Raw genomic sequence first — 16,318 nt, forward strand, 5'->3', positions numbered from 1 at the left:
ATCCCCCTCCCGCCGGAGGGAGGGTCAGTGCCATGCGCACCCGAATTCTCGTACTTGGAAAGCGCGTCGGCTGAAGCTGGGGCCAACATGTCCCCGCTCCGCACACCCGACGCGCTCCCCTCGCTTGCCTCCTGGCACGAGGGGTTTTTTGTTGCACTGGCACACCTTCGAATCCGCGTAAAACCCTCAGCCTCGAGAAGAGAATGCCGATGACCGAGCAGGCCACCGGGGCCCACCATCCGCAGCCGCGGCCCCGTTCCGGCGGACACCAGCCCGCCGCAGTTGAGCACGTCACGGGTGCGCAGTCCCTCATCCGCTCTCTCGAAGAGGTGGGGTGCGACACCGTCTTCGGAATCCCGGGCGGGGCCATCCTCCCGGCGTACGACCCGATGATGGACAGCACCAAGGTGCGCCACATCCTGGTCCGTCACGAGCAGGGCGCCGGCCACGCTGCGACCGGCTATGCGCAGGCCACCGGCAAGGTGGGCGTCTGCATGGCCACCTCCGGCCCGGGCGCCACCAACCTGGTCACCCCGATCGCCGACGCGCACATGGACTCCGTGCCGCTCGTCGCGATCACCGGCCAGGTCTCCTCCAAGGCGATCGGCACCGACGCCTTCCAGGAGGCGGACATCGTCGGCATCACGATGCCGATCACCAAGCACAACTTCCTGGTCACCAAGGCCGAGGACATCCCGAGGACGATCGCCGAGGCCTTCCACATCGCCTCCACCGGGCGCCCCGGCCCGGTCCTGGTCGACATCGCCAAGGACGCCCTGCAGGCGAAGACCACCTTCACGTGGCCGCCCTCGCAGGACCTCCCGGGCTACCGGCCGGTCACCAAGCCGCACGCCAAGCAGATCCGCGAGGCCGCCAAGCTCATCTGCCAGGCCAAGCGCCCGGTCCTGTACGTCGGCGGCGGCGTCATGAAGTCCGGCGCGACCGCCGAACTGAAGGTCCTCGCCGAGCTGACCGGCGTGCCGGTCACCACCACGCTGATGGCGCTGGGCTCCTTCCCCGACAGCCACCCGCTGCACGTGGGCATGCCGGGCATGCACGGTGCGGTCACCGCCGTCACCGCCCTGCAGAAGTCGGACCTGCTGATCGCGCTCGGAACCCGCTTCGACGACCGCGTCACCGGCAAGCTGGACAGCTTCGCCCCGTTCGCCAAGGTCATCCACGCGGACATCGACCCGGCCGAGATCGGCAAGAACCGCGAGGTCGACGTCCCGATCGTCGGTGACGCCCGCGAGGTCATCGCCGACCTGATCCAGGCGGTCCAGGCCGAGCACACCGAGGGCAACGCCGGGGACTACTCCGCCTGGTGGAAGGACCTCAGCCGCTGGCGCGAGACCTACCCGCTGGGCTACGAGACCCCCGCGGACGGCATGCTCTCGCCGCAGCAGGTCATCCAGCGCATCGGCGAGCTCGCGCCCGAGCACACCATCTACGCGGCCGGCGTCGGCCAGCACCAGATGTGGGCCTCGCACTTCGTCAACTACGAGGAGCCCCGCACCTGGCTGAACTCCGGCGGCGCCGGAACCATGGGCTACGCGGTCCCGGCCGCGATGGGCGCCAAGGTCGGCATGCCGGACCGCACGGTCTGGGCGATCGACGGTGACGGCTGCTTCCAGATGACCAATCAGGAACTGGTCACCTGCGCGCTGAACAACATCCCGATCAAGGTCGCGATCATCAACAACGGTGCGCTGGGCATGGTCCGCCAGTGGCAGACCCTGTTCTACAACCAGCGGTACTCCAACACCGTTCTGCACGCGGACGAGACGGGCCACGACACCGTCGGCTCCCAGCTCGGCGAGTCCACCGCCCCCCGCAAGGGCACCCGCGTCCCGGACTTCGTCAAGCTGTCCGAGGCCATGGGCTGCGTGGCGCTGCGCTGCGAGGACCCGGCCGACCTGGACAGGGTCATCGCCGAGGCCAATGCGATCAACGACCGTACCGTCGTGATCGACTTCATCGTCCACGAGGACGCCATGGTGTGGCCGATGGTCGCCGCCGGCACCTCCAACGACGAGGTCATGGCAGCCCGGGGCGTCCGTCCCGACTTCGGCGACAACGAAGACGACTGAGCCGAGAGAGCCTGAGAGAGAGAACGACTCACATGTCCAAGCACACGCTCTCCGTCCTGGTCGAGAACACGCCCGGCATCCTCGCCCGGATCGCCGCGCTGTTCTCCCGCCGCGGGTTCAACATCGACTCCCTCGCGGTCGGCGTCACCGAGCACCCCGACATCTCGCGCATCACCATCGTCGTGAACGTCGAGGACCTCCCGCTGGAGCAGGTGACCAAGCAGCTGAACAAGCTGGTCAACGTGCTCAAGATCGTCGAGCTGGAGCCGCACAACGCCATCGAACGCGAACTCGTTCTGGTGAAGGTCCGGGCCGACAACGAGACCCGGTCCCAGATCATCGAGATCGTCCAGCTGTTCCGTGCCAAGACGGTCGACGTCTCCCCTGAGGCCGTCACCATCGAGGCCACCGGCGGTGCCGACAAGCTCGGCGCGATGCTCAAGATGCTGGAGCCGTTCGGCATCAAGGAGCTCGTGCAGTCCGGCACGATCGCCATAGGGCGCGGCGGCCGGTCCATCACGGACCGCAGCCTGCGCGCGCTCGACCGCAGCGCCTGAGCAGCACCCCTGACGTCGCGTTGCCTCTCGCATCGCGAGACCAGGAAACTTCTTCCCCGTTCCCCGCCGTACGGTGGGAGCAACACCAGCGCACCAAGGAGATATCCCAGTGGCCGAGCTGTTCTACGAGAACGACGCCGACCTGTCCATCATCCAGGGCCGCAAGGTCGCGGTCATCGGCTACGGCAGCCAGGGCCACGCCCACGCGCTGTCGCTGCGTGACTCCGGCGTCGACGTCGTCGTCGGCCTGAAGGAGGGCTCGAAGTCCAAGGCCAAGGCCGAGGAGCAGGGCCTGAAGGTCGTCTCGGTGTCCGAGGCCGCGGCCTGGGCGAACGTCATCATGATCCTGACCCCGGACCCGCTGCAGGCCGAGATCTACGAGGAGTCCATCAAGGAGCACCTCGAGGAGGGCGACGCGCTCTTCTTCGGTCACGGCTTCAACGTCCGCTACGGCTTCATCAAGCCCCCGGCCAACGTGGACGTCGCCCTCGTCGCCCCGAAGGGCCCGGGCCACCTGGTGCGCCGCCAGTACGAGGAAGGCCGCGGCGTGCCCTGCATCGCCGCCGTCGAGCAGGACTTCTCGGGCAACGCCTTCGCCCTCGCGCTCTCGTACGCGGCCGGCATCGGCGGCACCCGCGCCGGCGTCATCAAGACCACCTTCACCGAGGAGACCGAGACCGACCTGTTCGGTGAGCAGGCCGTCCTCTGTGGTGGCGCCTCCGCCCTGGTCAAGGCCGGTTTCGAGACCCTGACCGAGGCCGGCTACCAGCCGGAGATCGCGTACTTCGAGTGCCTGCACGAGCTGAAGCTCATCGTGGACCTCATGTACGAGGGCGGCCTGGAGAAGATGCGCTGGTCGGTCTCCGAGACCGCCGAGTGGGGCGACTACATCACCGGCCCCCGCATCATCACGGACGCCACCAAGGCCGAGATGAAGCAGATCCTCGCCGAGATCCAGAGCGGCGAGTTCGCCAACACCTGGATGGCCGAGTACAAGGCCGGTCTGCCGAAGTACAACGAGTACAAGAAGGCCGACGAGGCACACCTGCTCGAAACCACCGGCAAGAAGCTGCGCAAGCTGATGAGCTGGGTCGACAGCGACGAGAGCTGATCCCGCGGCCGTGGGGCCGGGGCGGCGCACCGTCCCGGCCCCACGGCGCACCACCGGTTCGGCGGAATGCGGGCCTTCTCCGGCGCGGCTTGTCCACCCCGGCCAACCCCGGACGGGTGATCCTTCCGTACAGGCGGAATTCCGGCCGGGATCCGCCACTACACTGCTCAACACAACGCGTCAGGCCCACAGTGTCGTGCGTCTTCCACGCGGCTACCCCCTCCACCGCCTGCGGCCGTCGGGACGGCCGTCCGCACTGGACTTGTGAGGACCCACGTGAGCTCGAAACCTGTCGTACTCATCGCCGAAGAGCTGTCGCCCGCCACGGTGGACGCGCTCGGCCCGGACTTCGAGATCCGGCACGTCAACGGAGCCGACCGCGCGGAGCTGCTCCCCGCGATCGTGGACGTCGACGCCATCCTGGTGCGCTCCGCGACCAAGGTCGACGCGGAGGCCATCGCCGCCGCCAAGAAGCTGAAGGTCATCGCCCGCGCCGGTGTCGGCCTCGACAACGTCGACGTCTCCTCGGCCACCAAGGCCGGCGTGATGGTCGTGAACGCCCCGACCTCCAACATCGTGACCGCCGCCGAGCTCGCCTGCGGCCTGCTCGTCGCCTCGGCCCGCAACATCCCGCAGGCCAACACCGCCCTGAAGAACGGCGAGTGGAAGCGGAACAAGTACACGGGCGTCGAGCTCAGCGAGAAGACACTCGGTGTCGTCGGCCTCGGCCGCATCGGCGTCCTGGTCGCCCAGCGCATGTCGGCCTTCGGCATGAAGATCGTCGCGTACGACCCCTACGTACAGCCCGCGCGCGCCGCCCAGATGGGCGTCAAGATGCTGACGCTGGACGAGCTCCTCGAGGTCGCCGACTTCATCACCGTGCACCTGCCCAAGACCCCCGAGACCCTCGGTCTCATCGGGGACGAGGCCCTGCACAAGGTGAAGCCCTCCGTCCGCATCGTCAACGCCGCGCGCGGCGGGATCGTGGACGAGGCCGCGCTGTACTCGGCCATCAAGGAGGGCCGCGTCGCCGGCGCCGGCCTCGACGTGTACGCGAAGGAGCCCTGCACGGACTCCCCGCTCTTCGAGCTCGACCAGGTCGTCTGCACCCCGCACCTCGGCGCGTCCACGGACGAGGCCCAGGAGAAGGCCGGCATCTCGGTCGCCAACTCGGTGCGCCTCGCGCTCGCCGGCGAGCTCGTACCGGACGCGGTCAACGTCCAGGGCGGCGTCATCGCCGAGGACGTCCGTCCGGGCCTGCCGCTCGCCGAGAAGCTCGGCCGCATCTTCACCGCCCTCGCGGGCGAGGTCGCGGTCCGCCTCGACGTGGAGGTCTGCGGCGAGATCACCCAGCACGACGTCAAGGTGCTGGAACTCTCCGCCCTCAAGGGTGTCTTCGAGGACGTCGTCGACGAGACGGTCTCCTACGTCAACGCCCCGCTGTTCGCGCAGGAGCGCGGTGTCGAGGTGCGCCTGACCACCAGCTCGGAGTCCCCGGACCACCGCAACGTGGTGACCGTGCGAGGCACCCTGTCGGACGGTCAGGAGGTCTCGGTCTCCGGCACCCTCGCCGGCCCGAAGCACCTGCAGAAGATCGTCGGCATCGGCGAGTACGACGTGGACCTGGCGCTCGCCGACCAGATGCTCGTGCTGCGCTACACCGACCGCCCGGGCGTGGTCGGCACCGTCGGCCGCATCCTCGGCGAGGCCGGCCTGAACATCGCGGGCATGCAGGTCGCCCGCGCCGAGGAGGGCGGCGAGGCGCTCGGCGTCCTCACGGTCGACGCCGAGGTCCCGGTGAACGTCCTCGCGGAGATCGCCGCCGAGATCGGCGCCGTCTCGGCGCGTACGGTCAGCCTCGGCTGAACCCCGTAGCGGGCGGCAGCCGCCGGCAGCCGTGCAGCAACAGACGAAGGGCCCGGGGAGTTCCCCGGGCCCTTCGCCGTGTTCCGCCGCTTCGCCGTCCGGCCGTACGGGGGCTCAGCCCGCGAGGGGCACGGCCTGCTCGGCGGCCTGCCCGGCCGGGGCCGGGGCGCCGAGCCCCCGCGTCAGGGCCACCGCGAGGACGCCGCCCGCGAGCAGCAGGGCCGCACCGCCCCAGGCCGCGTACTGCATGCCGTGGACGAAGGCATCGCGGGCCAGGGTCAGCACCTGCTCGCCGGCCGCACCGCCGAGCTGGTGGGCGGTGGCGACGGCGCCGCCCAGGGTCTCCCGTGTGCCTGACGGCATCACTGCGTTGACGGCAGGGTCCGCACCGGACAGATCGGAGCGGTAGACGGCGGTGCCGAGGCTGCCCAGGACCGCCATGCCCAGCGCCCCGCCGAACTCCGACCCGGTCTCCAGCAGGGAGGCGGCGGAGCCGGCCTTCTCGGCGGGGGCCGAGGCGAGGGCCATGTCGGAGACCAGGGACATCACGGTGACCAGACCGGAGGCCAGCACGCCGGCGCCGGTCAGCAGCAGCCACAGCGAGTCGCTGCCGACCAGGCTGATCAGGGTGAACCCGCCGGCGGCGAGGACGAAGCCGCCGGCGATGACGTACGCCCGGTCGGTCTTCTGGGCCAGGGCGGCGCTGACCGGGGCGGCGGCGCCGATGACGAGCGAGGGGGCGAGGCTCCACAGGGCGGCTTCCAGCGTGCCCATGCCGAGCACCGACTGCAGGTACTGGGTGGTGAAGTAGGCCGAGCCCATCATGGCGAAGGCGGCGATGGTGTTGAGGGCGATCCCCGCGCCGAATCCGCGGCCCCGGAAGAGGGACCGGGCGACCATGGCGTCGTCACGGCTGCGCTGGCGGCGGACGAAGACGAACCCGAAGGCCAGGCCCACGGCCACGGAGAGCGCGTAGAGCGGTGTGACGCCCTCGGCGGCGATCTCCTTGAGGCCGTACACGACGGGGAGCACGGCGGCCGTCGACAGCGGGACGCTCAGCAGGTCGAAGCGGCCGGGGGCCGGGTCCTTGAACTCGGGGACCAGCACCGGGACGAGGACCAGCAGGAGCAGCATCGCGGGCACGTTGATCAGGAAGACCGAACCCCACCAGAAGTGGTTCAGCATCACTCCGCTCAGCACCGAGCCGAGGGCGATGCCGCCGGTCATGGCCCCGGACCAGATGGCGATGGCCTGGCCGCGCTGCCTGGCGTCCTGGAACAGGTTGCGCACGAGCGCCAGCGTGGAGGGCATCAGGGTCGCGCCGCCGATGCCGAGCAGGACGCGGGCCGCGATCAGCATCCCGGCGCTGGTGGCGTAGGCGGCGCCGACGGAGGCGAGCCCGAAGGCGGTCGCCCCCATCAGCAGCAGCTTGCGGCGGCCGATCCGGTCACCGAGCGAACCCATGGTGATGAGCAGCCCGGCGAGGGCGAAGGCGTAGCTGTCGAAGATCCAGAGCTGCTGGGTGGCGCTCGGGTCGAGCTCCTGGGTGATGGCCGGGATGGCGAAGTAGAGGACGGAGACGTCCATGGAGACCAGGAGCAGGGGCAGCAGGAGAACGGTGAAGGCGGTCCATTCCCGGCGGCCGGCGAGACGTGCTGCGGAGTTCGTCATGAGCAGCAATGTACAAGCGTCATAAACGCTTGTCTAGTACGAGCGTATAGAACGATTGTCTATGACGGTTGTCTTGATACGGTGAGGGCATGGGACACCGTGAAGATCTGCTCGAAGGCGCCAAGAAGTGCCTGGTCGAGAAGGGTTTCGTGCGGACGACCGCGCGCGACATCGTCAACGCCTCCGGGGCGAACCTGGCGTCGATCGGCTACCACTACGGCTCGAAGGACGCCCTGCTGACGCAGGCCTACGTCGAACTCGCGCAGGAGTGGGGCGAGTCCTTCTCGCCGGAGGTGAGCGGCGAGGGAGGCTCGCTGGAACGCTTCCGCTCCGTATGGGACGGCGTGATCGACCGTCAGGAGGAGTCGGCCCCGATGTGGGCCGCCAGTATGGAGGTCGCGCTCAGCCGTGACCGGCTGCCGGAGCTGCGGGCGATGCTGGCGGCCTCGCAGGGCGAGGGCCGCCGGGGGCTCATCGCACTGCTCACCGGCATCCCCGAGGAGGACCTGGACGAGCGGGACGAGCGGACGCTCGGCGGGCTGTACGAGGCCCTGCTGACCGGAGTGATGGCGCAGTGGCTGTTCAACCCGGAAGGCGGGGTCACCGCCGAGGAGTTGACCGAGGGCATGCGGCGCGCCGCGGAGATGATGACGAAGGGCAAGGGCGGCGACCCGGCCTGAGCCGTCGTCGGGCCGTCGGGCGCGTGCGTCCCGCCTGCCGCCCGTGATTCCCTCAGGAGAGCGTGCCGGCCGGGCCCGGCGGCGCGGCGACGGCGTCCCGCAGCCGGGCCGTGACCGCCGGTCCCGTGCCGCCGGTCGTGGACGCGGCGCGGATGCCGAGCCGCTCGGCCAGGTCCCCGAGGTACAGGTCGGTGGCGCTCTCGATCAGCTCGGCCAGTGCGTCGGCGGCGGCGCGGGAGCGAGGCACGGCGGAGGCCAGCACGGCGGGACCGATCAGGGCGGCCGGCCACCAGACGGCGGCGAGCAGGGTGTAGAGCAGGCCCCAGGCCGCCAGACGCGCCGTCGAGGCGTACCCGCTGCGCGCGGCGGCGATGTCGGTGCGCAGTTCTTCGGGCAGCACGGTCCACAGCCGTGGCCAGACGAGCGCGAAGTCGTCGACGCCGTTGACGGCGGCAGCCCGTGTGGTGGTCCGGGCGAAGCGGTCGCCGATCCGCGTCGGATGCGCGGGCCGGGCGGGGCCGAGCCGGTCACGGCGACGCCGGCAGGCCCGTACCCGCGCGGCGGCCCGGGCGGGGTCGATCCCGGGGTGCGGGGGCTGTGCGGCCTGCAGGATCGCGGCCTTCAGGCGGCGCGTCGCCTCGTCCCACACCCGTTGGCGGCGTCGGAGCAGCCAGGCCGCCGGGGCCGGGTCGGCGGGCAGGGCCCACACCCGCTCGACCAGGCCGCCCAGGGCGCCGGCCAGGAGACCGATCCCGGCCGCCGCCAGGAGGACGGCGCCCGCGGCGAGCACGGCGGTGACGGAGGTGTGCGCGGCAGGGCGCGAGGCGAGCCGGTCCAGCCACTGCGCCAGTCGTCCGGCGGCGAACGGCTGCCCCTGGCCCAGGTGCAGTCCGGCGGCGAGCAGGGCGATCCACAGCAGGCCCGGCAGGAGTACGGCGCCCAGCCACCGGTCGGCGAGTTTCGTGCCGATCTGGGTCAGGAAGGTGCTCACGAGGCCACGGGCCGGTACGGCTTCATCCGGGCATCGGGGCCGTGGGCGGCCGCGCACTCGGGCGGGCGCGGGGACTCGTCCGGGGTGACCACGCGGTCGCACCGGGAGAAGGGGCAGGTCCAGCCGGCCACCCCGGCCGTGCCGGTCATTCCCGGAGGCAGGGCCGGGACCCCCGGGAGCGGGACGCTCTCGCGACTGGTCCATCCCGCCAGGCCCTGCCGCGCGCAGGACCGCTCGACGGCGTCGACCAGTTCGGCCGTCCGCCGCGGGGCGGGTTCGGCCGGGCCGGCGAGCAGCGCCAGCAGTTCGTCGAGCTCGGGTCCGGCCCCGCCCTCCCGGATGATCTCCCGCAGGGACGGCCAGCGGCTGAGCTGGTCGCACAACAGCCCCACCCTGCTCCTGATTGCCGCGTCCATACCCGAGGTGTCCTCCCGCTCGGCCCCGTCCTGGCGGCTCACCTGCCGATGGGGCGGGACCGCCCCGCCGAATGCGCCATCGTCGTCCGGAAAAGCCTACGTCGCACCCTGCGGGGCGTGGGTACGATCCTCAAGTCGGCCAGCGGTGGGCGTACTTGGAGGCAGCCGTGGATGCAGGCGTGGATGCGGACGTGGAGGGTCATGCCGGACCGTGAAGCAGCGCTCGGAGTCCTCCGCGACTACGTCGCCCGAGCGGCCGCGGACCCCGCGCTGATACTCGACGGCGCGGCCGCCCGGGCCGCGGCCGCCCTCCTGGACTCACCCGACCCGGCAGGCGATCTGACGACGGCGCACGCTCTGGGCTGGTACCACTGGCTGCGCTGCGTGGCCCTGGCCGGCTCGCTCGACCCGGGCGACCTGGATCCCGTCATACGGTTCCTGACCCCCGTGTTCCAGGCCGATCCGGAGCGCGTCCCCGAAGAGGTGCGCGCCGTGCTCGCCGGCCACCTGGCGAAGTCCCCGCCCGCGCCGCAGCGCACGGCGGGCGCGCAGGGCCCGGCCGAACTCAGGCGACGGGCGATGGGTCTGGTCGACGAATACCAGCGCACGCGTCGCCGGCAGGCGCTGGACGAGGCGATCGCCCTGCTGCGCAGGGCACTCGACGCCACCCCGCCGGACCGCCCCGAACGCGCCGGCCGGCTGACCGATCTGGGCACCGCCCTCGGAATGCTCTTCGAGGACACCGGGGAGACGGACCACCTGCGGGAGGCGGTGGCGGCAAGCCGCGAGGCGGTCTCGCTCAGCCCGCCCGCAGACCCCGGGCGGCGCCACCATCTGAGCAACCTCGCCGTCTCCCTGCGGCATCTGTACCACCGCACCGACGACATGGCCGTGCTGGACGAGGCGGTACGGACCGCCCGGGAGACGGTGGCACTCACTGCGCCCGGACATCCGGGCCAGGCCGCGGAACTGGCGAGCCTCGTCCATCTCCTCGACATCCAGACCGACCGCAGGGGGCGGACGCAGGCAGGGGAGGGCGCGGTCCGGGCCGCGCGCGAGGCCGTGGCCCGCACCTCACCGCAGGATCCGCGCCGTGCCGGACTCCTCGACGTGCTCGGCAGCGCCCTCGAAGCCGAGTACCGGCACACCGGTCGGCTCGGTGCGCTGGAGGAGGCCGCCGAGGCCGTTCGCGAAGCAGCATCCCTCGCGCCCCAGGGCCATCCCGACCGTCTCAGATACCTGATCAACCTCGAGACCTCCCTCCGGGCGCTGTACCGGCGGACAGAGCGGCCGGAGCTGCTGGAGGAAGCGGTCCGGTACGGACGCGAAGCGGCGTCCGCCACACCGTCCGACTCGCCCCACCGGCTCCGCGTGGTGACGAACCTCGGCGAATCACTGCTCACGCTCTACGTCGCATCGAAACGGCTCGCCCTCCTGGAAGAGGCGGCGCTGGTCGGACGGGAGGCCGTGGCGGCGACGCCACCGGACCACCCCCTGCGCATCGCGCAGCTCGAACACCTCGGACTCGTACTGGGTTTTCTGGCCGAGCGCACGCGTGAGGTGGACGTACTGGAGGAGGCGGTGCGGACGATGCGCGAGACGGTGGCGGCGATGCCCCGCGACGACCGCCGACGCGCCCCGGCCGTCGGCATGTTCCGCAGCCACCTCAAGCTCCTGTTCGCCGCGACCGACCGCGTGGGCGTGCTGGAGGAGGCGCTCGAGGTCCTCGGCGAGGCCACGGCGGCAGCGTCCCCGGACGATCCCGAGCGTGGCGCGGGTCTGGACGAGCTCACCATCGGCCTCCAGAGCTTGTTCGAGCGCACCGGCCGACCGGAACTGCTGGAGCGGGCGGTGCGGACCGGACGCGAGGCGGTGGCCGCCGTCCCGGATGACGACGTCCACCACGCCGCGCGGCTGACGAACCTCGCCGGCGCGCTGGCCGGTCTGTACGAGCAGACCGGACGGCCGGACCTCGTGCACGAGGCGATCGAGACCGAGCGCGCGGGCCTCGCACTCATGCCCCCCGGCCACCCCAAACGCGCCCTGCACCTCCTCAACTTGGAGAACGCGCTGCTGCGGCTGTACGTCCGCACGGCGCAGCCGACGGTCCTGGAGGAGGCGGTACGGATCGGGCGTGAGGCGGTGGCGGACGCCCCGGTCGGCCATCCCGATCGCGCGCAGACCCTGACCACGCTGGGCGGCGCCCTGGGCCACCTCCACGAACGCACCGGCGAGAGGGCCCCGCTGGAAGAGGCGATCCGGGCCGAGCGCGAGGCAGTGGGACTCACTCCCCGGGATCATCCGCAACGCGCGATGTACCTGAACAACGTCGCGAGCGCCCTCCACCGCCTGTACGAGCGCACGGGTCGGCCGACCGATCTGGACGAGGCCATCGAGGCTGTGCGCGAGGCCGTGGCACTGACCCCGGACGGCCATCCGGCCCGGGCCGGACGGCTGAGGAACCTTGCGGGCGTCCTCGGCGCGCTGCACGACCGCACCCGGCAGATCGGCTCCCTCCTGGAGGCGTTGCGGGTCGCGCGGCAGGCGCTGGCGCTCACGCCCGGGGACCGGCCCCAGTACGCCGGGCAGTTGAACAACCTCGCCGCGACCCTGGTGACCGCGTTCAAGAAGGGGCGGAGCACGTTCAAGGAGCCGGGGACCGTGACCATCGACGAGGCGGCACACTTCGAGGACCCCCTCGCCGGCACGATCGGGTGGCTGCTGAAGAGCCGGGAACTGATGGACCCCCGGATCCTGGACGAAGCGGCGCAGGCGGCGCGCGAGGCCGTGCGGGCCACGCCCGACGACCACCCGGAACGTGCCGTGTACCTCATCAACCTGGGGACCGCCCTCCAGGCCAGGTCCGACCACGACGGGCAGGGCGACCTGCTCGACGAGGCGCGCCGCTGCTACCGCGAGGCCGGCGAGAGCACGGCTGCCTCGACGTTCCTGCGCATCGACGCCCACCGGCGCCTGGCACGGCTGTCCACGGAGCCCGAACATGCTGCGGACGGGCTGCGGGCGGTGGAGAAGGCGATCGAGCTGGTGGAGATCCTCGCGCCGGGAAGCCTCACCCGTGCCGATCGCGAGCACCAGATCGGCCGGGTCGCCGACCTGGCGGGCGAGGCCGCCGCGGCCGCCCTGTCCGCGGGCCGGCCGGCCCGCGCGGTGGAACTGCTGGAACGCGTACGGGGCATCCTCGCCGCCGACGCGCTCGGAGTGCCCGGCGACGACCGCGCGCGGCTCGATGAACTCGCCCCTCACCTGGCGGTGGAGCTCGACCGGCTGCGCGCCCGCCTCGCGACCCCGGCCCGGCCGGCCTCCCCGTACGGCCGCCATCCGGTGGCAGGCGCCGGCACCGGGCAGGCGCCGGATGCCGAGCGGCGCCTGGCCGCGGACCGGCGCCAGGCCTACGAGGCCTGGCAGGGGCTGCTGACGCGCATTCGCTCGGTTCCGGGGTGCGAGGACTTCCTGGAGGCGCCCTCCGTCCGCCTCCTGTCCCGCCAGGCCCGGGAAGGGCCCGTCGTCTTCGTGACCACCAGCCGCTCACGCTGTGACGCGCTCGTCCTGAGGGACCGCGGAGACCGGGAACCCGTCGAGGTGGTGCCGCTGACCGGCCTCACCCATGACGACGCCTACGCATGGGCCAACCGGCTGCTCACCGCCCGGCGGAGGGCCACCGACCCCGCGCTCGACCCCGTGAACCGCATCAAGGCACAGCGGGACGTCCTCGCCGTCCTGGACTGGCTGTGGACCGCCGTGGCCGAGCCCGTCCTGGAACACCTCGGCCACACTGCTGCTCCTCGAAACGGCGAAGCCTGGCCGCGGGTGTGGTGGTGCCCGGTCGGGATCCTCGCCTTCCTCCCGCTCCACGCCGCCGGCCGTACGACGGGCGGGCCTGCCGACACCACGCTGATGGACCGTGTCGTCTCCTCGTACACCACGACCGTCCGGGTGCTGGCCCACGCGCGCGCACGCCGGTCGACGGCCGTGGAGGACGGCACCCTGATCGTGCCCGTGCCCGACATCCCCGACATGCCGCTGCCGGGGATCGCCGACGAGATCCGCGCGATCACCGGGCTGGTCCCGGACGCCCGGGTGCTGACCGACGCCACCCGCGCCGGCGTGCTGGAGGCGCTGCCCCGCCACGGCACGGCCCATTTCGCCTGCCACGGCTACGCCGACCCGGACGACCCGGCGCGCAGCCACCTCGTGCTGACCGACCACGCCGAGGCTCCGCTGACCATCGCCGACATCAGCGCCCTGCAGCTCAGTGCCTCGCTGAGCTATCTGTCGGCCTGCGACACCGGTGTCTCCCCGTCCCGCCTGGCCGATGAATCGCTCCACATCACCGGTGCGTTCCAGATCGCGGGGTACCAGCACGTCATCGGCACCCTCTGGTCGGTCGACGACCGAGCCGCCGCCGAGCTGGCCGCCGAGTTCTACGCCCACCTCACCGCCGACGGCGCCACTGCGCCCCGCACGGGCCTCAGCGCGCATGCCCTGCACCACGCCGTCACGCTCATGCGCGCCCGCTACCCGAACAACCCGGGACTGTGGGCCGCCCATATCCACACGGGCAGTTGAGCGCCCGGTGTCCGGCGTCGGCGCTCCGTCGGCAGGCCCCTGCCGGTGACCTCGCGGATCTGCGGTCAGCCGTGCAGGCGGGCCGCCTTGAGGGCCATGTGGAGCAGCAGGCGGTCCTCGCCCTCGTCCAGGTCCAGGCCGGTCAGCTGTTCCACCCGGCCGAGCCGGTAGTACAGGGTCTGGCGGTGGATGCCCAGCGCGGCCGCCGCGCGGCCCGCCTGGCCCGCGCAGTCCAGGAACAGCTCTGCGGTCCGGGCGAGTTCCCGGTGCGCCGGGCCGAGCAGGACCCGGGTCGCCGGGTCGCCCTCCCGGTCGGCGGCCGCGAGCGCCGCCAGCATCCGGTACGGGCCGATCTCCGACCACTGGGCCACCGGGCCGAACCGGGGCTGGGCCGCGGCTGCCTGCGCCGCCGCGGAGGCCTCCGCCCAGGCGTCGGCCAGCGCGGTCAGCTCCCGGCGGGGCTCCGCGATCCCGGCGGTGGGGCCCGTGTTCGGCCGGGCGGCCGAGGTGTCGGCGTGGGGCAGCAGCCGCGTCGCGACGCCCGCGGCCGGGACGAGCACCTCCGCGGAGCGGAGCCTGACCAGTACGGCGAGGGCCTGGTGCCCCGGCCCGGGCACGGTGCAGACCGCCGCCGTGCCCGGTACCGACGCCGGGGCCTCGCCGGCCCACGGCGTCACGCACACCACCGCGTGCAGCCCGTCCGCCCCCGGACCCAGCGCCACCCGGAGCGCGGCCACCGCCGTGTCCTGCTGCCGGCCCCGGCCCGCCGTGAGCACCGCCCGGAACTCCCGGGACAGGTCGGCCCCCGCCTTCGCCTCCTCGGCGAGCAGGATCCCGATCCGCTCGGCCACCTCCATGGCCGCCGCCAGGACGTCCGGCCCGGGGCCCGGCTCCTGGTCGAGGAGCCATACGTAGCCCTGCACGATCCCGCGGTACCGCACCGGAAGGCAGATCCGCCCCCGGAAGACCCCCGCGTCCGGCGCCGCCGGGATGCGCACCGGCCCGGTGGCCCGTGCGATGCCGAAGCCCTCGAACCAGGCCCGTACGGCCGCCGTCGACTGGCGGGTCAGGATCGAGCGGGTGCGCACCGGGTCCATCGCGAGATCGTCGTCGCTGTCGTGCGCGCCGAAGGCGATGAGGCGGAAGTCCCGGTTCTCCAGCGTCGCCGGGGCGCCGAGAAGCGCCGAGATCTCATCCACCAGGTCCTGGTAATCGCCCTTCACCCGGACATTCTCCCACCTGGAAGCCCGGTCTTCAGACAGATGTATGAGATCGGGGACACGGATGCGTGACAGCTGTCGATGGCAGAGGATCAAAGCGATCCATAGGTTTCACGGTGGTTTTACTCGCGTTTTCCTTACGGCCCCCGCCCACCCCCGCGCGGACCGTATGTCTGCTTCTGCCACCTGTTGGAGGTGCCCCGTGCTGGGTCCCGCGATCCTCGCCGCTTCGCGCAGCGACAAGATGCGCCGAATCGTCTCTGCCGCCCCGGTGACCAAGCCCGTGGTGAACCGGTTCATCCCCGGCGAGACGGTCGACCAGGTCATCCCGATCGTCGTGGACCTCACGCAGAAGGGCCTCGAGATCACGCTCGACGTGGTGGGCGAGGACATCACCACCGTGGAGCAGTCCTACGCCGCGCGTGACGCCTACCTCGAGCTCATCGAGCACCTGGCCGCGCTGGAGCTGGGCGAGACGGCCGAGATGTCCGTCAAGCTGTCGATGTTCGGACAGGCGCTGGAGGGCGGCCACGAGCTCGCGCTCGCCAACGTCCGCCCGGTCGTCGAGGCCGCCGCGGCCATCGGCACCACCGTCACGCTGGACGCCGAGGACCACACCACCCTCGACTCGATGTTCGCCATCCACGAGGAGCTGCGCCGGGACTTCCCGCAGACCGGCTGCGTGATCCAGGCGTACCTCTTCCGCACCGAGGCCGACGCCCGTCGCCTGGCCGCCGCCGGCAGCCGCGTCCGGATCGTGAAGGGCGCGTACAAGGAGCCCGCCGAGGTCGCGTACCAGGACAAGGCCGAGATCGACAAGGCGTACGTCCGCATCCTGAAGACGCTGATGGAGGGCGAGGGCTACCCGATGATCGGGTCGCACGACCCGCGCCTCATCGCCATCGCCCAGGAGCTCGCCCGCACGGCGGGGCGCAAGCTGGACGAGTACGAGTTCCAGATGCTGTACGGCATCCGCAGCGAGGAGCACCTGCGGCTCGCCGCCGAGGGCCACCGCATGCGCGTCTACACCGCGTACGGGACGGACTGGTACGGCTACTTCATGCGGCGCCTCGCCGAGAAGCCCGCCAACCTCCTGTTCTTCCTCCGCTCGATGATCACCAAGAACTAG

General features: G+C 71.9%; 11 protein-coding genes. 7 read left to right on the forward strand and 4 right to left on the reverse strand.

Annotated features, from left to right (window positions below; translation table 11 throughout):
* Window positions 1-203 precede the first annotated feature (203 nt).
* The 4 genes from ACZ5WG_RS03420 (at window position 204) to serA (ending at window position 5,624) form a co-directional block, all read left to right on the forward strand.
* Entirely contained in the window at window positions 204-2,090 is a 1,887-nt protein-coding gene (locus ACZ5WG_RS03420; RefSeq protein ID WP_468720258.1) for an acetolactate synthase large subunit, read from the forward strand.
* Between the two features lie 32 nt (window positions 2,091-2,122).
* Entirely contained in the window at window positions 2,123-2,647 is a 525-nt protein-coding gene (ilvN, locus tag ACZ5WG_RS03425) for an acetolactate synthase small subunit (RefSeq protein WP_054223586.1), read from the forward strand.
* Between the two features lie 109 nt (window positions 2,648-2,756).
* Window positions 2,757-3,758 (forward strand): ketol-acid reductoisomerase, encoded by a 1,002-nt coding sequence (gene ilvC / locus ACZ5WG_RS03430; RefSeq protein ID WP_468720260.1) that lies wholly within the window; start codon window positions 2,757-2,759, stop codon window positions 3,756-3,758.
* Between the two features lie 276 nt (window positions 3,759-4,034).
* Entirely contained in the window at window positions 4,035-5,624 is a 1,590-nt protein-coding gene (serA, locus tag ACZ5WG_RS03435; protein WP_468720262.1) for a phosphoglycerate dehydrogenase, read from the forward strand.
* A gap of 114 nt (window positions 5,625-5,738) precedes the next feature.
* Here the strand turns inward: serA and ACZ5WG_RS03440 are convergent, their stop codons facing one another.
* A complete protein-coding gene (locus tag ACZ5WG_RS03440) occupies window positions 5,739-7,295 on the reverse strand; it encodes an MFS transporter (protein ID WP_468720263.1) in 1,557 nt (518 codons plus the stop codon).
* 89 nt (window positions 7,296-7,384) lie between these two features.
* Between ACZ5WG_RS03440 and ACZ5WG_RS03445 the strand changes: the two genes are divergently transcribed.
* Window positions 7,385-7,975 carry a TetR/AcrR family transcriptional regulator gene (locus ACZ5WG_RS03445; RefSeq protein WP_468720264.1) on the forward strand — a complete coding sequence of 197 codons (591 nt, stop codon included), beginning with the start codon at window positions 7,385-7,387 and terminating at the stop codon, window positions 7,973-7,975.
* Window positions 7,976-8,027: 52 nt separating this feature from the next.
* Here ACZ5WG_RS03445 and ACZ5WG_RS03450 read toward each other — a convergent pair whose 3' ends face one another.
* Window positions 8,028-8,966, reverse strand: coding sequence for a hypothetical protein (locus ACZ5WG_RS03450; protein ID WP_468720265.1), 939 nt, complete (start codon window positions 8,964-8,966; stop codon window positions 8,028-8,030).
* The gene (locus ACZ5WG_RS03455) at window positions 8,963-9,424 is read right to left on the reverse strand and encodes a hypothetical protein (RefSeq protein WP_468720266.1); all 462 of its coding nucleotides are present in this window, start codon (window positions 9,422-9,424) and stop codon (window positions 8,963-8,965) included. The genes ACZ5WG_RS03450 and ACZ5WG_RS03455 overlap by 4 nt, the downstream gene beginning before the upstream one ends.
* A gap of 159 nt (window positions 9,425-9,583) precedes the next feature.
* Between ACZ5WG_RS03455 and ACZ5WG_RS03460 the strand changes: the two genes are divergently transcribed.
* Complete coding sequence (locus ACZ5WG_RS03460) at window positions 9,584-13,969, forward strand: CHAT domain-containing protein (RefSeq protein ID WP_468720267.1); 4,386 nt, start codon at window positions 9,584-9,586, stop codon at window positions 13,967-13,969.
* A 65-nt stretch (window positions 13,970-14,034) separates the two neighbouring features.
* On the opposite strand, the gene ACZ5WG_RS03465 is transcribed toward ACZ5WG_RS03460, so the two are convergent.
* Window positions 14,035-15,192 (reverse strand): PucR family transcriptional regulator, encoded by a 1,158-nt coding sequence (locus ACZ5WG_RS03465; RefSeq protein WP_468720269.1) that lies wholly within the window; start codon window positions 15,190-15,192, stop codon window positions 14,035-14,037.
* Between the two features lie 199 nt (window positions 15,193-15,391).
* Between ACZ5WG_RS03465 and ACZ5WG_RS03470 the strand changes: the two genes are divergently transcribed.
* Window positions 15,392-16,318, forward strand: coding sequence for a proline dehydrogenase family protein (locus ACZ5WG_RS03470; protein ID WP_468720270.1), 927 nt, complete (start codon window positions 15,392-15,394; stop codon window positions 16,316-16,318).

Source organism: Streptomyces sp. NPDC032745, from assembly GCF_055579465.1.